The following is a 16991-nucleotide window of genomic DNA, read 5'->3' as shown; positions in this document are numbered from 1 at the left end:
GTTGCCCGGCCCGCGAGCGTCGGCACCCGGGCGCCGCGATTCGCCGTGTACCCGCGAGGGCTCGCCGCGACGCCCCGGCTCGCCCCCCGCCCCCGCTCTTGCGTCCGGGCGGAGAGGTTGGCGGTATGCCTCGCGGTAGGCCTCTCGATACGCCTCGTCGGAGCCGTCGCGCTCGCGCGGCCGGGGAACGTCGCGATCGCGGCCGGCCGCTTCGCGCGGCCCGGCGCGCCAGCGTCGCTCGTCGAACCGATCGCCGGGCAACTGGTCGCGGGCGTCGTGAAAATCGATATCGCGTTCATCGTCGGGCAGCAGCAGGTCGTCGTAATGCGGCAGGTCGCGTTCGTCGCTGCCCCAGTACGCGCGTTCGTTGCGCTCCTGCCAGTTCGCAGGCTCGCGGGCTTGTCGCGAGCGATTCGGATGGCGTCCTTGCATCGCTTCCTCCTCGATCGGTAGGGGCCGGCCGGATCCCGGCGCGGCCGGATTCGTCGTTTACTTCAATCCTATTGAAAGATTTCCCGGATCAACGGCGACGGGATCCCGCTCCGCCGGCCGGCAAGGTCGGGTCGGGCGCCCGGGCGTCCTCGTCGTCGTCGCCCACCAGGCGATCGGTGCGATCGGGCTCGATGTCCTCGTTGTCGACCAGGCCCGCATCGCCATCGGCCGAGGCCCGCTCGCCGGTGCCGGCGCGATCGGTACCGGCCGCGCCGGCCGCCTCGCCGCGTTCGAGCGCATGCGCGTCGAGTTCGCTGTCGATGTCGAACGGGCGACGCTTCGCGCCGCGCGTGTCGCTGCCGCTGTCGGAGGAATCGCTCGGGCCGAGCGTATCGGCGACGGGCCGGCCGTCATCCGGGTCGAGCGGCTCGTTATCGGGGTTCAGGGTGCTGTTCATTCGGCCTCCTGGTTGAACCGCCGGCACGGCGAGCGGCCGGCGGGAGGGTTGGCGTTCAGGGTTCGCGCGATTCGCGCTCAGGGGTTCGCGTTCAGCCGCCCGAGGCGCCGGAAGCGGCCATGGCCCCGGACGCACCGGACGAATCGCCGGCACCCGAGGCGCCCGTCGCGTCGGAGGCGGCACCCGGCGACATCGGCGCCGGCGTCACGCCGGTCGCGGCGCCCGGTTGCGCGCCGCTGTCGCTCGCCGAACTCGATGCCGAGGGCGCGGTGCCCGCGCCGCCGCTGTCGCTCTGCTTCGAACAGCCGGCGGCGGCAAGCAGCGCCGCGCACAGCGCGCCCATCGCGAGCGCGCGCCACACTGGTCGTGTCGGATCGTGTTGCATAGGACCTCCGGTGTTGGATGGACCCTGAAGCGCAGCAAGCCGCGTGCCGCCCGCCACCGCCCGAGTGGCACGGGGCTTGCTGAATCGGCGGGAAACACGGGAAACGCCGCCGCATCCCCGGCCATTCGCGCCGACGCGGCCCCGACGCGGCGCATCGGGCGCCACGCCGCCGTTCAAGCATGGAGGAACGCTCTGTGACCCAAGTCGACCTGCTTCGTTACCTGGTGACGAGCCAGTTGGTCGCGCGCATTCAGACCGGGCGCTGGATGCCGCCCGATCGCGTCGTTACCGCGACGCATGGCTGGCTGACCGGCCATCGCGTCGAATGCGACTGGCTCGATCGGATTCGAATCGCGATGGCCGCGCGCGGCCTGGCCGGCGAGATCTACGAGGTCGCGACCTCGGGCCAGCACCCGGGCCTCGTCGACGGCCTGCTGGCCGACGAGCACTCGCCGCAGATGGAGGCGCTGCGCGCGCGCTGCGAGCACTATCTGCAGCGGCTGCTGCGCAGCCACTGATCCGCGCGCTCGTGCCTGCCCCGCTCCTGCCTGCCCCATAACCGCCGGCTCGGGATGGGCGCGCCGCGGCTCGCTTGGCGCTTGGCCAGCGCGTCGGCCGGCGCGAGGCGGGCACGCGTGCGGAGCATTTCAGCCGCGCCGCCTCAGGCCCGACTCAAGCCGCGCGCCAGGCGCTCGGCGACAGCGTCTCGATCTGCCGCCAGGCCGAGCGGAACGCCTGCACGCTCGCGAAGCCGCATTGCTCGGCGATCCGCTCGACCGGCGCGTCGCTGTCGCGCAGCAGTTGCCTGGCCCGCGCGATCCGCAACTGCTGATGATAGGCCTTCAGCGTGATGCCGCAGGCATCGCGAAAGCGCCGCGCGAGATGTCGGTAGCTGAGCGCGAAACGCCCGGCCAGCTCGGTATAGGACAGCGTGCAGGCCGGCTCGGCCACCAGGAAATCCTGCACCGCGTGGATCAGCTCGTGATCGTGGTCGCGATAGCGCAGTTGCGCGTCGAGCGCGGCGTCGCCGCTCATGCGCCGGAACGGCACCACGTTCTCGCGCGCCACCTCGATCGCGGCGGCCGCGCCGAACTGCCTCGCGATCAGGTGCAGCGCGAGATCGATGCCGGCCGCCACGCCCGCCGAGGTCAGCAGCGCCCCCTCGTCGACCAGCAGCCGGTTCGCCAGCACGCGCGCCTCGGGATGGCGCTGCTGCAGGCGCGTCAGGTGCGCGTGATGGGTGGTGCAGGCCTGGCCGTCCAGCAGCCCGGCCGCGCCTAGCAGGAAGGCGCCGGTGCAGACGCCGGCCAGCACGATGCGCTCGCGCTGCGGCGCCACCACGCGCCGCAGCCAGCTCACCAGTTGCGCGTACTCGGCCGACGGCGGCGCGCGGAAGTCGTGCTTCGAGCCGATCACGATCACCCAGTCGCCGGCCGGCACGCGCTCGGGCAGGGGCGCGAGATTAGCGAGCCGCAAGCCCTGATGGCTGTCCAGGGTCGCGCCCGCGGCGATGCAGCAGGTCTCGACCGCCGCGATGCGCAGCGGCGCCAGCGAGGCGATCAATTGCAGCGGGCCGCCGAGGTCGAGCATGTGCACGCGCGGCGGCAGCACGAACCAGGCACGCCGGGGCGGCCGGGCGGAATGGGAAACGGTGGCGAGGGCGGCGCACATGGGGGCTCCAGGAACGGGATCGGCGGGATGCCTCGCATGATGGCAGGAAATTTGCCGATCCTGTCAGGCAAGCGAATTGTCCCGTCCCGATGCGCTGGCTACCATGGCACGAAATCTTCCTCTTGGATTTCCACCGCGGAGTTCGCCATGTCCCATCGAATCGCATTGCTGATGTTTCCCGGCGTCCAGGCGCTCGACCTGGTCGGCCCCTACGACGTGTTCGCCGCCCTGCCCGACACGACGGTCCACCTGGTCTCCAGCGACGGCGCGCCGGTGCAGGCCGCGCATGGCCTGACGCTGAGCCCCGATACGCGCTTCGAGGATTGCCCGCCGGTGGACGTGCTGTGCGTGCCGGGCGGCCGCGGCATCGGCGAGCTGCTGCTCGACGATGCGACCCTGTCCTTCCTGCGTCGGGCCGCCGGCACCGCGCGCTACCTGAGCTCGGTCTGCACCGGCTCGCTGGTGCTCGGCGCGGCCGGCCTGCTGCAAGGCCGGCGCGCCACCACGCACTGGGCCTTCCTGCCGTTGCTGGAAGCCTTCGGCGCCACGCCGGTGCGCGAGCGCGTGGTTCGCGACGGCAGCCTCGTGACCGGCGGCGGCATCACTGCCGGCATCGATTTCGCGCTGACCATCGCACGCGAGCTGCATGGCGACGCCGTCGCGCAGGCCACCCAGTTGTCGATCGAATACGCGCCCGCGCCGCCGTTCGACGCCGGCAGCCCCGAGACGGCGCCGGCCGAGGTGGTCGCGGCCGTGCGCGAGCGCTACGCGCCGATCTACGCGACCCGCGAGGCCCTGGTGAAGCGTGCCGCCGAGCGGCTCGGCACCGGGCGTTGAGATTCCGGCGCGCGCCCGCCCCCGAGGGGCGCGCGCCTTATCGCGCGACTGCATCGAGGCGGAATAAACTATTAAGCCGCCGGCTGGATTTCATATGAAAGCAATTGGTAAAGATTCGAGAAATTTTTAATAAGCCAATCCACTTTCCGCGATTACCCGAATAGTTCATTCGAACCACCCGCCGCGCAACGAATCCGTCAATCGCGCGCCTGCCTTTTCCGATGCCGGGAACCGGTACCTTCCCCCATCTCCCGCTCAGGGCCGCCCTGCCTGACGATGGCGCCGCCCATCGCGCCGCATCGCAACAAAATCACCGTTACAAAACTCCACACGAAATTTTTCGAATTTCGATTGACGCAAATATTTTTCATTCTTACGCTGCTTGCCGACCCACGCGAGTCGATAAACCATAAAAACAATGAATCTGGCGCAATTCAAGCCCATAAAGCCGCGATTGCATCACCATCCTGATTGATTTAAATAAATCGAAAGGAAAAGGAAACAAGAATGAAAGAGAGAAACCAGGGTCTGGGTCGCGGATCGCAGCGTGCGATTCGGCAAATCGGAGGGATCGTCCTGTCGATGTCGGCGCTCGCGCTGAGCGCGTGCGGCGGCGACGGCACCAGCAGCAGCATCGCCTCGGTCGACGCCTCGGCGAACCATCCCTTCACCGACAACACCGCGTACTCCACCAGCGCCGGCGCGAACCTGCAGGCCTCGCAGGTCAACGAATCGGCGGCCGTCATGCATCGCCAGTGGACCGGCGGCGGCAAGACCGTCAGCTACACCTCCACCACCGGCCACCTCACCGCGATCGATCCGAGCGGCAAGCCCGAGGCGAGCATGTCCTACGTCGCCTACACGGCGCCGAGCCAGGACGGCAAGCCGCGCCCGGTCACCTTCTTCTACAACGGCGGCCCCGGCTCCTCCTCGGTCTGGCTGCGGCTCGGCTCGTTCGCGCCGACCCGCGTGGCCACGCCCGATCCGCTGATGACGAACTGGCCGAACTTCCCGCTGGTGAGCAACGACGAGAGCCTGATCGGCACCACCGACATGGTGTTCATCGACCCGCCCGGCACCGGTTTCTCGGAAGCGATCGCGCCGAACACCAACCAGACCTTCTGGGGCGCGGACCCGGACGTGCGCGTGATGCGCGACTTCATCCGCCGCTACATCGCGGTGAACAATCGCGCGAGCTCGCCGCTCTACCTGTACGGCGAGTCCTACGGCACGCCGCGCACCGACATGCTCGCGCTGTCGGTCGAATCGGCCGGCGTGAACCTGACCGGCATCGTGCTGCAATCCTCGATCCTCAACTACTTCGCGGATCCGGGCGAAACCTACGCGATCACCAACGGCAACGCAGCCAACAACGCGCTGGAGCTGAAGTACACGACCGACGGCATGATCGGCTACTTCCTCGGTTATGCCCAGGTGGCGGCCTACTTCAACCAGGTCTCGCCGGCGCCGACCAGCAACGGCCAGTTCGCGCTGCAGATCCAGAACTTCGTGACCGCGCAGTATTCGCAGCTGGCCACCTACGCGCCGACCTTCTTCTTCGCCGGCAGCCCGCTGGTGCCGAACCCGACCTTCCCCGACAACAACACCTTGTCGCAATGGTCGACGCAGACCAACATGTCGGTCGCCTCGCTGAACGCCTACTTCGGCAACGACTACTACGGCACCAACCTGGTACCGGGCTCGACCATCGGCCGTTACGATGGCCGCGTGATCCTGCCGAGCAGCGACCCGCGCCTGCAGCAGGATTCGGATCCCTCCGACATCCTGATCACCCAGCCCTTCACCAATGCGCTGGCCACGCAGTTGCCCAACGAGCTCGGCTTCGAGGCGCCGAACGCGACCTACGCCACCCTCAACAACGACATCATCGGCGCCTGGGACTTCAGCCACGCGGGCCAGGCGGTGCCGGACACGATCCCGGACCTGCTCGCGGCGCTGCAGCTGAACCCGCAGTTGAAGGTGCTGTCGGCCAACGGCTATCACGACCTGGCCACGCCGTTCTTCCTGACCGAGAACCAGCTCGCGCGGCTGCAGACGGTGCCGGGCCTGAATCCGAACCTGCAGATGACCTTCTACCAGGGCGGCCACATGATCTATCTCGACAATGTCGCGCGGCCGCAGCTCAGGTCGGACCTGGTCTCGTTCTTCGCCAACCAGCCGATCTCGAACGCGCTGTCGCTGGCGCAGTTGCCGGCGCCCTGGCCCGACGAAAGCCCGGCCGGCACGCCGACGCTGAAGACCGCGGTCGCGGCCCGCTGAACCGACAGGCGCGGCGCCGCCCGTCGGGCGGCCCGCGTTCGCCAACCTCATCGATGAGACAAGCCATGATCCAATCCCATCCGATCGCGCGCCTGCTCGCGCTCGCCCTGCTGCTCGCGCTGCCGGTGCTGCCGGCCACCCAGGCCATGGCGGCCGCGCAACAGGCCGTCTCCACCCCGGTGCCGCTCAAGGGCGGCGTGGACGGCCCGTTCCTGCCGCGCCGCCCGATCGCCGCGCCCTCGGCGGCCACCACCGGCAGCGACCTGGCCCAGCAGGCCCAGTCGCGGCTGGCCTCGAGCCTGGCCGCCAACAGCGCGCTGGCCAACGGCCAGTCGATCACCAAGGCCCAGGCCCAGGCCGACGGCCTGCCCTTCATCGCGCGCAACTTCGAGCAGATCGATACCGCGCACAGCGGCCGCGTGAGCATGCAGCAGGTCAGGCAGTACCTGCAGCAACAGCAGTAAGCGGCCGCAGCGGCAGCACGCGGCGGCACGGCACGCCCTCGCCCACCCGCCCCGCCCGCGCCATGGGCGGGGCGGATGCAGCCAGGCGGCGGCCAGGCTGCGCCGCCGCCGCGTTTTCGTTATGATCGGTCACATACCGGACGATCAGGCCAGGGCCTGTTCAAGCCACCGGGCATCGCGGGCCGGCCGCCTCGGCAGCCGGCTTCCTCGTTGACCAGTACAACAACATCACCGATCTTCCGCCTATGAAAACACGCCGTCTCGGGGCCGCCGGCCTCGCCTGCGCCCTGCTGGGCGCCATCAGCCTGGCCGCTTCGGCTGCCGCCCTCGCCGCCGAGCCCAAGGCGCTCGACGCCGCGCTCGACTGCTCGTCGAACGGCCATCGCTTCATCGCGCCGCTGGCCGAGGCCGGCGACATCCAGACCAAGCCGATGCATGTCGAGTCGAACTCGATGAATGCCTTCCATACCGAGCACCCGCTCAGCGCCTACGGCTTCTCGGTCTACGTGGTGCTCGGCTACCAGCAGGACGATCCGCTGTTCCAGCACGGCGACGGCAAGCCGATCGACGAATGGGGCTACGGCGTGGTGGTGCGCGGCTCGAAGAGCGCCGTCGAGGCCAAGGTGCGCGCCGCCGGCAGCCAGGCCACCGTGAAGGCCGCCTTCCCGTTCCTGACCGCGATCGTCTGCACCCCGTAAGGATCGGCCGGAAACGACAACGGCCGCACCTGGGTGCGGCCGTCGAGGCACGGGCGGCCCCGGAACGGGCCGGCCGAAGCGAGGCGCGTCAGGCCTCGGTATAGACCACGCGATACGGAATCCCGACCTTCTCCCATTCCGCCGCTTCCTGGCTCAGGCTGTAGTCGGTGAGCGGATTCTGCTCGACCCAGCTGCTCGGCAGCCGGACCTCGTAGCCGCCCTTCTTGACATCCGATACCGAGATCTCGGGCAGGCCCGCATCGGTTCGCCGACGGCACAGCAGCGCGGCCAGGCGCAGGCAGAACAGCAGCGGCCACTCGACGTCGCGCGACTGCGAGAGCTTGCCGAGCTTGCCCGCGTGACCGAGCACCAGCGCCGCCAGGCGAGCCTGGTCGGTACGCGAGAAGCCGGGCATGTCGGCATTGCTGGCGATATAGGCCGAATGCTTGTGATAGGCGCTGTGCGAGATCGACAGGCCGATCTCGTGCAGCGCGGCCGCCCAGCCGACGAAGGTGCGATCTTCCTCACGGGACACGTCCTCGGTGTGTTCGAGCTGGTCGTAGAAGCTGGTGGCCAGCGAGGCGATGCGATCGGCCTGCGGACGATCGACGCCGTAGCGGCGCATGAAGCCTTCCACCGTCACGGCGCGCATGTCCTCGTGCTGGGCCCGGCCGAGCAGGTCGTAGAGCACGCCCAGGCGCAGCGCGCCGTCGGTGGTGTCGACGTAGTCGATGCCGAGTTCCTCGAACACCGCCAGCATGATCGACAGGCCGCCCGCCAGCACCGGGATGCGGTCCGGCTTGAGCGCGACCAGCTTCAGGCGATTGACGTTCTCGGCCTTGATCAGGGCGCGCTTCAGGCGCTCCAGCCCGCCGCGCGAGATGCCGTGCGAGATGCCGGCGTCGTTGAAGCCATTGCCCTCGACCAGTTCGGCCAGCGCGCGGGCCGTGCCCGAGGAACCGATCGCCTGGTCCCAGCCGGCCTTCTTGTACTCGCCCGAGATGATCTGGATTTCGCGCTTGGCGGCCAGCTCGGCCTGGCGCATGGTGTATTCGTCGACGTTGCCGGCCGGGAAGAACTGGCGGCTATGGCTCACGCAGCCGATATAGAGGCTTTCCATCACGATCGGCGTGTAGTGCTGGCCGATGATGAACTCGGTCGAGCCGCCGCCGATGTCGACCACCAGCCGCTTGCCGGCGCTGGCCGGCACCGAATGCGCGGCGCCCGCGTAGATCAGGCGCGCTTCCTCGCGGCCCGCGATCACCTCGATCGGGAAACCCAGCGCGGCTTCCGCCTCGACCAGGAACTCGCCGGCGTTCTTCGCCACGCGCAGCGTGTTGGTGGCGACCGCGCGCACGTGATCGGGGTGGAAGTCGCGCAGCCGTTCGCCGAAGCGCTTGAGCGCCTCCCAACCGCGCTCCTGCGAGGCGCGATCGAGCATCTTGTCGCGCGACAGGCCGGCCGCGAGACGGACCGGCTCGCGCAGCGCGTCGACCGGGTAGATCTGGCTGCCCGCGGGAGTTTCCTCGACGCGGCCGACGATCAGCCGGAAGCTGTTCGAGCCGAGATCGACGGCGGCGAGCAATTGCGGGGATGTAACCATCGGGTAGAAGCTCCGTTCTCAGGCCGGCAAGTCGCCGCCGTGCCGGCCCAGTGCATGACAAACGCGACATTCTAAAGGCTGGCGCGCTTGCGGTGTCGGATCATCGCGCCATGCCGCGCTCCACCGCAGTATCCGCGATTTGTATCGATTGAAACAGGTGGTGAGTTTCCGCTCGGGCGGACGTATTATTTGTAGACAAAACCGTGATTGTCATCAAGTCGTCATCAAATCATGGAATGTCAGGCCGTATCATTCCAGAACAAGATCAAATACGTCATCAAGATGTCATCGCACCGTGAGAATTTCCGAACTTCCGTTTCTGCCCGCCGCACCCGATCTGCCATCCTCGCTGCCGATGTCCATCCGCTACCCGCTGCTCAACCGTGAACTAGGCATCCTCGGTTTCAACGAGCGCGTGCTGGCGCAGGCCGCCGATCCGCAGGTGCCGCTGCTCGAGCGGCTGCGCTTCATCTGCATCACCAGCAGCAACCTCGACGAATTCTTCGAAGTCCGGATGGCCGGGCTGCAGGAGCAGATGCGCGACAACCCGGGCGCGCTGTCGCCCGACGGCATGTCGCTGCAGCATGTCTACGACCTGGTGGTGGACCGCGCGCAACGCCTGGTGCACAAGCAGTACGCGATGCTGCACGAGACCATCTTCCCGGCGCTCGAGACCGAAGGCATCTATTTCCACGGCACCGATACCTGGAGCGAGGCGCAGCTCGAATGGGCGCGCGCCTACTTCCTCGACGAACTGCTGCCGGTGCTCACGCCGATCGGGCTCGATCCGGCCCATCCGTTCCCGCGCGTGCTCAACAAGAGCCTGAACTTCGTGGTCGAGCTGGAAGGCCGCGACGCCTTCGGCCGCCAGGCCCTGCTCGGCATCGTGCAGGCGCCGCGCGCGCTGCCGCGCCTGGTACGCATGCCGCAGGAGCTGTCGGGCTTCCGTCACGGCTTCGTGCTGCTCAGCTCGCTGATGCAGCGCTTCGTGGGCGAACTGTTCCCGAAGCTGGTGGTCAGGAGCTGCAACCAGTTCCGCATCACGCGCAACAGCGAGCTGTTCGTCGACGAGGACGAGATCACCAACCTGCGCGTGGCGCTGCAGGGCGAACTGCCGGCGCGCCACCTCGGCAACGCGGTGCGGCTCGAAGTCTCGGCCGACACGCCGGCCCATATCGTGCGCCGCCTGCTCGACGAGAGCGAGCTCAACGAGCGCGATTGCTATCGCGCCAACGGCCCGGTCAACCTGGTGCGGCTGATGCAGTTGCCCGACCTGGTCGACCTGCCCGAGCTGAAGTTCGTGCCGCACGCGCCGTCCACGCCGGCGGCCATCGCCAACGACACCTCGATGTTCGACGCGATCGATCGCGGCGACATCCTGCTGCATCATCCCTACGAGAGCTTCCAGCCGGTGCTGGAGCTGCTGCGCGAGGCGGCCAAGGATCCCAACGTGGTCGCGATCAAGCAGACCATCTACCGCACCGGCACCGATTCGCCGCTGATGGACGCGCTGATGGAAGCCGCGCGCAACGGCAAGGAAGTGACGGTGGTGGTCGAGCTGCTGGCGCGCTTCGACGAGGAAACCAACATCAACTGGGCCTCGCGCCTGGAGGCGGTGGGCGCGCACGTGGTGTACGGCGTGGTGGGCCACAAGTGCCACGCCAAGATGGTGCTGATCGTGCGCCGCGAGAAGCGCGGCGGCAAGACCGTGCTGCGCCGCTACGTGCACCTGGGCACCGGCAACTACCATCCGCGCACGGCGCGCCTCTATACCGACTTCGGGCTGATGACGGCCGAGCCGAGGATCTGCGAGGACGTCCATCACGTGTTCCAGCAGCTCACCGGCATCGGCGGCGAGCTCAAGCTGCACGAGCTGTGGCAGTCGCCGTTCACGCTGCATCCGAAGCTGATCGAGGGGATCCGCAACGAGATCGCCAATGCGCGCGCCGGCAAGCGCGCGCGCATCGTCGCCAAGATGAACGCGCTGCTCGAACCCTCGGTGATCGCCGAACTCTACGAGGCCTCGCAGGCCGGCGTGAAGGTCGACCTGATCGTGCGCGGCGTGTGCGCGCTGCAGCCGGGCGTGCCGGGCCTCTCGGAGAACATCACGGTGCGCTCGATCATCGGGCGCTTCCTGGAGCATCACCGGATCTACTACTTCCATGCCGGCGGCGCCGAGCTGGTCTACCTGTCGAGCGCGGACTGGATGGATCGCAACCTGTTCCGCCGCGTCGAGGTGGCCTTCCCGATCCACGACCGCAAGCTCAAGCGCCGTGTGATCGCCGAGGGCCTCTCGGTGTTCCTCGGCGACAATCAATCGGCCTGGGTGATGCAGAGCGACGGCCACTACAAGCGCCGCCGCTCGGGCAAGACCCGGCGCAGCGCGCAGCTCGGCCTGCTGGAGAAGTTCGGCGGCTGAGGCCGCGCCGGTCCCGGGCCGCGTCAACCGCCGCGCAATGCAAAACGCCACTCGCTAGCGAGTGGCGTTTTGCTTGCCGCGCCGCGAACGGGGCACGTGAACCGGATGGACGGCCGCTGCCGCCCCGCCCGCCTCAGGCCGCGCGCGGCCGGCGCACCACCGTGCGCTGCGCCGGGAAGCGCGCCGTGAAGGTACTGCCGCGCCCTTCCTCGCTCTGGATCAGCAACTGGCCGTCGTGGCGCTGCAGCACGTGCTTGACGATCGCCAGGCCCAGGCCGGTGCCGCCGGTATCGCGCGAGCGACTGCGGTCGACGCGATAGAAACGCTCGGTGAGCCGCGGCAGGTCCTCGGCCGGGATCCCGAAGCCGCTGTCCTTCACCGAGAACACCGCCTGCGAGCCGTCGCGGCGCCAGCAGACGCGGATCTTGCCGCCCTCGGGCGTGTAGCGCACCGCATTGGTCACCAGGTTGCCGAGCGCGCTGAAGATCTCGGTCTCGGCGCCCGTCACGCTGAGCGTGTCGTCGATCTCGAAGGAGATCTCGTGATGGCCGGCCGACAGCGTCTGCGCGACATCCTCCAGGTGGCCGAGCACGTCGTCCATGTCGACCGGCTTGTCGGTCGGCGGCTTGCCCTCACCCTCGAGCTTGGCCAGCACCAGCAGGTCGGTGACGATCTTGCGCATGCGCCCGGCCTGCTGCTCCATCATGTCGAGGTAGCGCGCGCGCTCCTCGTCCGACAGCGGCAGCTCGCGCAGCGTCTCGAGGAAGCCCGAGAGCACCGTGAGCGGCGTCTTCAGCTCGTGCGAGACGTTGGCGACGAAGTCCCGGCGCATCGCGTCGGTGCGCTCGACCTCGGTGATGTCCTGGGTGAGCAGCAGCTTGCGGTTGTCGCCGTAGGGGAACACCTGCACCGCGATCACGTGCTGGCGCCCCTCGCCCATGCCGCGCATCACCAGCATCTCGTCGTAGTGCTGGGCATTCAGATAGCGCACGAAGTCGGGATGGCGGACCAGGTGGGTGATGTGCTGGCGCAGGTCGCGCTTGGCGTCGAGCCCGAAATGCAGCTCGGCGATCGCATTGCACCATTCGATCTGGTCGTGGTCGTCGAGCATCGCCACGCCGTTGGGCGAGGCCTGGATCGCCTGGATGAAGCGCGAATGCTGCTGCTCGACCTGGCGCACCTGGGCGTGCCATTGCTTGGCGAGCTTGTGCAGGCGGTAGTAGATCTCGCCCCAGATGCCCGGCGCGCTCGGCACTTCGCCGTACACGGGCGCATCGAGCAGGCGCCAGAGCTGCTGGGTGTGGAAGGTGCTGAAGAATGCCTGCGCGACCAGCAGCGCGACGGCCACGGCCAGGCCGGCGCGCACGCCGATCGTCACGCCGGCAAGCGTCGCGACCAGCGCGAGCAGGACGAGCGACACCAGAAAGCGCGCCCAGATGATGTTCATGGTTGGCGCTCGACAGGAAACGGGATGGAGGCGAAACGCGGCGCCAGCTTCATGCGCCGCGTCGCGTCATGCGTGCTTGGCGAGGCGGTAGCCGCTGCCGCGCACGGTTTCGATCATAGCATCGCAGCCGGCCGGCTTGAGGGCCGCGCGCAGGCGCTTGATATGGACGTCGACGGTACGTTCCTCGACGAACACGTGGTCGCCCCACACCTGGTCGAGCAGCTGGGTGCGGCTGTGCACGCGTTCCGGATGCGTCATGAAGAAGTGCAGCAGGCGGAACTCGGTCGGGCCGAGGTCGAGCTTGATTTCGTTGCCCTCGGCGGCAGCCGCCACCCGGTGCGTGGCCGGGTCCAGGCGCAGGCCGTTGATCGAGACCACGTCCTCGGTCAGCTGCGGCGCGCGGCGGCGCAGCACCGCCTTGATGCGCGCCATCAGCTCCTTGGGCGAGAACGGCTTGGTGACGTAGTCGTCGGCACCGATCTCCAGGCCGAGCACCTTGTCCTGCTCGTCGCCGCGCGCGGTCAGCATGATGATCGGGATGTGCTTGGTACGCTCGTTGTTGCGCAGTTCGCGCGCGAAGGCGATCCCCGACTTGCCCGGCAGCATCCAGTCGAGCAGGACCAGATCAGGCAGCACGTCGCTGATCAGGTTCTGGGCCTGCTCCGCGTTGTACGCGCGAATCGCACAATGTCCCGCGTGCTGAAGGTTCACCGAAATCAATTCGGAGATCGCGGGCTCATCTTCGATGACGAGAATGTTGCTGGGCATCGGCACCTCGGTGCGTCCTCTGACGTGGGTTAACTATTGGCTTCGCGATCGAGCAGGTCGCGCGGCTGGTGCCGCACGTCGGTGCCCTTCACGATGTAGATGATGAATTCCGCGATGTTCTTGGCATGGTCGCCGACCCGCTCGATCGCCTTGGCGATGAACAGGAAGTCGAGGCCGACCGAGATGGTGCGCGGGTCTTCCTGCATGTAGGAGACCAGCTTGCGCACGAAGGCGCGGAATTCCAGGTCGATTTCCTTGTCGTCCTTGACGATCTGCGCGGCGGCCACCGTGTCCAGGCGCGCGAACGCGTCGAGCGCGCGGCGCAGGATGGTCACGGCCATCTCGCCCGAGACCTTGATCTCGGCGATGTTCACGCCGCGGGCGATCGGCTCGTCGGCCAGGCGCCGCACGCGCTTGGCGATCTTCTCGGCCTCGTCGCCGGCGCGCTCGAGGTTGGTGATGGTCTTGGAGATCGACATCAGGAGGCGCAGGTCGCGCGCGGCCGGCTGGCGGCGCGCGATGATGTTGCCGCACTCCTCGTCGATCTCGACTTCCATCAGGTTCAGGCGATCCTCGTTGGCGATCACGCGCTCGGCCGCTTCGCGGTCGAACTCGTTGAGCGCGTGGATCGCCTCGGTGATCTGGGCCTCGACGAGGCCGCCCATTTCCAGGACCTTGGACGACACCGCGTTCAGATCGGCGTCGAACTGGCTGGACAGATGCTTGTCGGTCATTATTGTCGCTCCCTCGTCAACCGAAACGGCCGGTGATGTAGTCTTCCGTTTCCTTGCGGGCCGGCTTGATGAAGATCTTCTCGGTGTCGCCGAACTCGATCAGCTCGCCCAGGTACATGTAGGCCGTGTAGTCCGAGCAACGCGCCGCCTGCTGCATGTTGTGCGTGACGATCACCACCGTGTAGTCGCTCTTGAGCTCGGCGATCAGCTCCTCGATGCGGCCGGTGGAGATCGGGTCGAGCGCCGAGCACGGCTCGTCGAGCAGCAGCACTTCCGGGCGGATCGCGATGCCGCGCGCGATGCACAGACGCTGCTGCTGGCCGCCCGACAGGCCGTAGCCGCTCTGGCTGAGCTTGTCCTTCACCTCGTTCCAGAGCGCGGCCTTGGTCAGGGCCCACTCGACGCGGTCGTCCATTTCCGAGCGCGTGAGCTTCTCGAACATCTTCACGCCGAACGCGATGTTGTCATAGATCGACATCGGGAACGGGGTCGGCTTCTGGAACACCATGCCGATGCGCGCGCGCAGCAGCGAGATGTCCTGCTTCGATTCCAGCAGGTTCTCGCCGTCCATCATGATCGCGCCTTCGGCGCGCTGCTCGGGATAGAGCGCGTACATCTTGTTGAAGGTGCGCAGCAGCGTCGACTTCCCGCAGCCCGACGGGCCGATGAAGGCAGTCACCTTGCCTTCGGGAATGCGCATGTTGACGTTCTTCAGCGCGTGGAACTTGTTGTAGAAGAAGTTCAGGTTGTTGACTTCGATCTTCGCGTCGAGCGGGGCGAGCGGGCGCTGGCCGTTTGCCGCATTGCCGCCGGCGGGCGCGCTGCCGTGTTCGATCGGATTCAGGTGGCTTTCTGCCATGTTCATCGGATTGCTCCGCCGTTACTTTTTCGAGAAGATCGAGCGCGCCAGGATGTTCAGTCCCAGCACTCCCAGCGTGATCAGGAAGACGCCCGCCCAGGCGAGCGATTGCCACTGCGCGAACGGGCTCATCGCGAACTTGTAGATCGTGACGGGCAGGTTGGCGATCGGCTTGGACATGTCGAGCGAGAAGAACTGGTTCGACAGTGCCGTAAACAGCAGCGGCGCCGTTTCGCCGGCGATCCGCGCCACCGCCAGCAGCACGCCCGTGACGATGCCGCCGATCGAGGCGCGCAGCGTGATCTTCATGATCATGCGCCACTTCGGCGTGCCGAGCGCGAACGAGGCCTCGCGCAGCGCGTTGGGCACCAGGTTCAGCATGTTCTCGGTGGTGCGGATCACGATCGGCACCTGCAGCAGCGCCAGCGAGATCACCCCGGCCCAGCCGGAGAAGCGGCCCGAGGGCGCCACCACCACCGCGTAGACGAACAGGCCGACCACGATCGAGGGGGCCGACAGCAGGATGTCGTTGATGAAGCGCATCAGGCTCGCGAGCCAGTTCTTCTGGCCGTATTCGGCCAGGTAGACGCCGGCCAGCACGCCGATCGGGGTGCCGACCAGGGTGCCGAGCGCGACCAGCATCAGGCTGCCGACGATCGCGTTGGCCAGGCCACCGCCTTCGCTGTCCGGCGCCGGCGTCGACTGCGTGAACAGCTCGACCGACAGGCCGCCGATGCCCAGGTGCAGCGTGGTGTAGAGGATCCAGACGAGCCAGATCAGGCCGAAGGCCATCGCCGCCAGCGAGAGGGTCAGCGCGAGCGCGTTGGTGCGCTTGCGGCGCGCCTGCAGGCGCGAGCGCATCGCTTCGAGCGCGGCGCCGGACTGGCCGCCCGGCATGTTCAGGACGCGTTCGCTCATTTCTTGCCTTCTCCCTTCTGGAGGCGCAGCAGCATCAGTTTCGAGATCGTCAGCACGATGAAGGTGATCACGAACAGGATCAGGCCGAGTTCCATCAGCGCCGAGGTATGCAGGCCCGGCGCGGCTTCCGCGAATTCATTGGCGAGCGCCGAGGTGATGCTGTTGCCCGGCGAGAACAGCGAGATATTGTCGAGCAGGTTGGTGTTGCCGATCACGAAGGTGACGGCCATGGTCTCGCCGAGCGCGCGGCCCAGGCCGAGCATCACGCCGCCGATCACGCCGCTCTTGGTGTAGGGCAGCACGATCTTCCACATCACTTCCCAGGTCGTGCAGCCGATGCCGTAGGCCGATTCCTTCAGCAGCACCGGGGTGACCTCGAACACGTCGCGCATCACCGAGGCGATGTACGGGATGATCATGATCGCCAGGATCACGCCCGCGCAGAGCAGGCCGATGCCGATCGGCGGGCCCTGGAACAGCGCGCCGATGAAGGGCACGGGGCCGAGGATCTGGCCGAGCGGCTTCTGGAACCAGGCCGCGAAGATCGGCGCGAACACCAGCAGGCCCCACATGCCGTAGACGATCGAGGGGATCGCGGCGAGCAGCTCGATGGCGATGCCGAGCGGGCGTCGCAGCCACACGGGCGACAGCTCGGTCAGGAACAGGGCGATGCCGAAGCTGACCGGCACGGCGATGATCAGCGCGATCAGCGAGGTGGCGATGGTGCCGTAGATGGGCACCAGCGCGCCGTAGACATCGGCGTTGGGGTCCCATTCGGACCGCCAGAGGAAACCGAGGCCAAACTTCTCGATGGTCGGCAGCGAGGCGATGATCAGCGAGACGATGATGCCGCCGAGCACCAGCAGGGTCACCACCGCGGCGATGCGCGTGAGGCCGCCGAAGATGACGTCGCCGAGCCGGCCGGGCGCGCGCATCTGGCCGGCGGGGCGTGACGTGAGAGGAATGTCGGACATGGGCGCCTGAAGGTTCGATGGCGGGGGCCACGGGCCGCCCGCCGG

General features: G+C 67.8%; 17 protein-coding genes and 1 pseudogene. 6 read left to right on the top strand and 12 right to left on the bottom strand.

Annotated features, from left to right (window positions below):
- The 3 genes and pseudogenes from F3J10_RS15430 to F3J10_RS15420 form a co-directional block, all read right to left on the bottom strand.
- A pseudogene (locus F3J10_RS15430) lies at positions 1-432 on the bottom strand (transport-associated protein); the annotation flags it as partial.
- An 88-nt stretch (positions 433-520) separates the two neighbouring features.
- The gene (locus F3J10_RS15425) at positions 521-889 is read right to left on the bottom strand and encodes a chemotaxis protein (protein ID WP_167233959.1); all 369 of its coding nucleotides are present in this window, start codon (positions 887-889) and stop codon (positions 521-523) included.
- A 91-nt stretch (positions 890-980) separates the two neighbouring features.
- On the bottom strand, positions 981-1274 hold the full coding sequence (locus F3J10_RS15420; RefSeq protein WP_167242413.1) for a hypothetical protein: 294 nt from the start codon (positions 1272-1274) through the stop codon (positions 981-983).
- 194 nt (positions 1275-1468) lie between these two features.
- Between F3J10_RS15420 and F3J10_RS15415 the strand changes: the two genes are divergently transcribed.
- Positions 1469-1792, top strand: coding sequence for a hypothetical protein (locus F3J10_RS15415; protein WP_166912003.1), 324 nt, complete (start codon positions 1469-1471; stop codon positions 1790-1792).
- A 154-nt stretch (positions 1793-1946) separates the two neighbouring features.
- Here F3J10_RS15415 and F3J10_RS15410 read toward each other — a convergent pair whose 3' ends face one another.
- The gene (locus F3J10_RS15410; protein ID WP_205195325.1) at positions 1947-2945 is read right to left on the bottom strand and encodes a helix-turn-helix domain-containing protein; all 999 of its coding nucleotides are present in this window, start codon (positions 2943-2945) and stop codon (positions 1947-1949) included.
- 147 nt (positions 2946-3092) lie between these two features.
- Here F3J10_RS15410 and F3J10_RS15405 point away from each other — a divergent pair, with 147 nt between their 5' ends.
- Positions 3093-3782, top strand: a complete 690-nt coding sequence (locus F3J10_RS15405) for a DJ-1/PfpI family protein (RefSeq protein ID WP_025099645.1) — start codon at positions 3093-3095, stop codon at positions 3780-3782.
- A gap of 197 nt (positions 3783-3979) precedes the next feature.
- Here F3J10_RS15405 and F3J10_RS15400 read toward each other — a convergent pair whose 3' ends face one another.
- Positions 3980-4153: a hypothetical protein gene (locus tag F3J10_RS15400; protein ID WP_167242412.1), complete on the bottom strand. Its 174-nt coding sequence runs from the start codon at positions 4151-4153 to the stop codon at positions 3980-3982.
- 136 nt (positions 4154-4289) lie between these two features.
- On the opposite strand from F3J10_RS15400, the gene F3J10_RS15395 reads away from it, so the two are divergent.
- The 3 genes from F3J10_RS15395 to F3J10_RS15385 all read left to right on the top strand — a co-directional run bounded on the left by F3J10_RS15395 (position 4290) and on the right by F3J10_RS15385 (position 7224).
- The gene (locus F3J10_RS15395; protein WP_167242411.1) at positions 4290-6062 is read left to right on the top strand and encodes a peptidase S10; all 1773 of its coding nucleotides are present in this window, start codon (positions 4290-4292) and stop codon (positions 6060-6062) included.
- A gap of 65 nt (positions 6063-6127) precedes the next feature.
- Complete coding sequence (locus tag F3J10_RS15390; RefSeq protein WP_025099647.1) at positions 6128-6526, top strand: hypothetical protein; 399 nt, start codon at positions 6128-6130, stop codon at positions 6524-6526.
- Positions 6527-6771: 245 nt separating this feature from the next.
- A complete protein-coding gene (locus tag F3J10_RS15385; RefSeq protein WP_013697377.1) occupies positions 6772-7224 on the top strand; it encodes a hypothetical protein in 453 nt (150 codons plus the stop codon).
- An 88-nt stretch (positions 7225-7312) separates the two neighbouring features.
- Here F3J10_RS15385 and ppx read toward each other — a convergent pair whose 3' ends face one another.
- Positions 7313-8827, bottom strand: a complete 1515-nt coding sequence (gene ppx, locus F3J10_RS15380) for an exopolyphosphatase (RefSeq protein WP_017918444.1) — start codon at positions 8825-8827, stop codon at positions 7313-7315.
- A gap of 355 nt (positions 8828-9182) precedes the next feature.
- Between ppx and ppk1 the strand changes: the two genes are divergently transcribed.
- Positions 9183-11246 (top strand): polyphosphate kinase 1, encoded by a 2064-nt coding sequence (gene ppk1, locus F3J10_RS15375; protein ID WP_025099648.1) that lies wholly within the window; start codon positions 9183-9185, stop codon positions 11244-11246.
- 133 nt (positions 11247-11379) lie between these two features.
- Here the strand turns inward: ppk1 and phoR are convergent, their stop codons facing one another.
- From phoR to pstC, 6 genes are all read right to left on the bottom strand, one after another.
- Positions 11380-12693, bottom strand: coding sequence for a phosphate regulon sensor histidine kinase PhoR (gene phoR, locus F3J10_RS15370; RefSeq protein WP_025099649.1), 1314 nt, complete (start codon positions 12691-12693; stop codon positions 11380-11382).
- Positions 12694-12759: 66 nt separating this feature from the next.
- Complete coding sequence (gene phoB / locus F3J10_RS15365) at positions 12760-13461, bottom strand: phosphate regulon transcriptional regulator PhoB (RefSeq protein WP_025099650.1); 702 nt, start codon at positions 13459-13461, stop codon at positions 12760-12762.
- A gap of 29 nt (positions 13462-13490) precedes the next feature.
- Complete coding sequence (gene phoU / locus F3J10_RS15360) at positions 13491-14195, bottom strand: phosphate signaling complex protein PhoU (protein WP_013697372.1); 705 nt, start codon at positions 14193-14195, stop codon at positions 13491-13493.
- A gap of 16 nt (positions 14196-14211) precedes the next feature.
- Complete coding sequence (gene pstB / locus F3J10_RS15355) at positions 14212-15060, bottom strand: phosphate ABC transporter ATP-binding protein PstB (RefSeq protein ID WP_025099651.1); 849 nt, start codon at positions 15058-15060, stop codon at positions 14212-14214.
- Between the two features lie 15 nt (positions 15061-15075).
- Positions 15076-15972 (bottom strand): phosphate ABC transporter permease PstA, encoded by an 897-nt coding sequence (gene pstA / locus F3J10_RS15350; protein ID WP_025099652.1) that lies wholly within the window; start codon positions 15970-15972, stop codon positions 15076-15078.
- Positions 15969-16946 carry a phosphate ABC transporter permease PstC gene (pstC, locus tag F3J10_RS15345; protein WP_013697369.1) on the bottom strand — a complete coding sequence of 326 codons (978 nt, stop codon included), beginning with the start codon at positions 16944-16946 and terminating at the stop codon, positions 15969-15971. Before pstC ends, pstA begins: the two co-directional genes overlap by 4 nt.
- Positions 16947-16991: the final 45 nt, after the last annotated feature.

It is taken from the genome of Burkholderia sp. Cy-637, from assembly GCF_011753175.1.
Taxonomy (GTDB): domain Bacteria; phylum Pseudomonadota; class Gammaproteobacteria; order Burkholderiales; family Burkholderiaceae; genus Burkholderia; species Burkholderia gladioli.
This window is presented reverse-complemented; position numbering and strand designations above follow the sequence as displayed.

Excerpts from the sequence above, each read along its gene's own strand:
- F3J10_RS15425 (WP_167233959.1), bottom strand. The coding sequence starts at position 889 with ATGAACAGCACCCTGAACCCCGATAACGAGCCGCTCGACCCGGATGAC.
- F3J10_RS15420 (WP_167242413.1), bottom strand. The coding sequence starts at position 1,274 with ATGCAACACGATCCGACACGACCAGTGTGGCGCGCGCTCGCGATGGGC.
- F3J10_RS15410 (WP_205195325.1), bottom strand. The coding sequence starts at position 2,945 with ATGTGCGCCGCCCTCGCCACCGTTTCCCATTCCGCCCGGCCGCCCCGG.
- F3J10_RS15405 (WP_025099645.1), top strand. The coding sequence starts at position 3,093 with ATGTCCCATCGAATCGCATTGCTGATGTTTCCCGGCGTCCAGGCGCTC.
- F3J10_RS15400 (WP_167242412.1), bottom strand. The coding sequence starts at position 4,153 with ATGAAAAATATTTGCGTCAATCGAAATTCGAAAAATTTCGTGTGGAGT.
- F3J10_RS15395 (WP_167242411.1), top strand. The coding sequence starts at position 4,290 with ATGAAAGAGAGAAACCAGGGTCTGGGTCGCGGATCGCAGCGTGCGATT.
- F3J10_RS15390 (WP_025099647.1), top strand. The coding sequence starts at position 6,128 with ATGATCCAATCCCATCCGATCGCGCGCCTGCTCGCGCTCGCCCTGCTG.
- F3J10_RS15385 (WP_013697377.1), top strand. The coding sequence starts at position 6,772 with ATGAAAACACGCCGTCTCGGGGCCGCCGGCCTCGCCTGCGCCCTGCTG.
- ppx (WP_017918444.1), bottom strand. The coding sequence starts at position 8,827 with ATGGTTACATCCCCGCAATTGCTCGCCGCCGTCGATCTCGGCTCGAAC.
- ppk1 (WP_025099648.1), top strand. The coding sequence starts at position 9,183 with ATGTCCATCCGCTACCCGCTGCTCAACCGTGAACTAGGCATCCTCGGT.
- phoR (WP_025099649.1), bottom strand. The coding sequence starts at position 12,693 with ATGAACATCATCTGGGCGCGCTTTCTGGTGTCGCTCGTCCTGCTCGCG.
- phoB (WP_025099650.1), bottom strand. The coding sequence starts at position 13,461 with ATGCCCAGCAACATTCTCGTCATCGAAGATGAGCCCGCGATCTCCGAA.
- phoU (WP_013697372.1), bottom strand. The coding sequence starts at position 14,195 with ATGACCGACAAGCATCTGTCCAGCCAGTTCGACGCCGATCTGAACGCG.
- pstB (WP_025099651.1), bottom strand. The coding sequence starts at position 15,060 with ATGAACATGGCAGAAAGCCACCTGAATCCGATCGAACACGGCAGCGCG.
- pstA (WP_025099652.1), bottom strand. The coding sequence starts at position 15,972 with ATGAGCGAACGCGTCCTGAACATGCCGGGCGGCCAGTCCGGCGCCGCG.
- pstC (WP_013697369.1), bottom strand. The coding sequence starts at position 16,946 with ATGTCCGACATTCCTCTCACGTCACGCCCCGCCGGCCAGATGCGCGCG.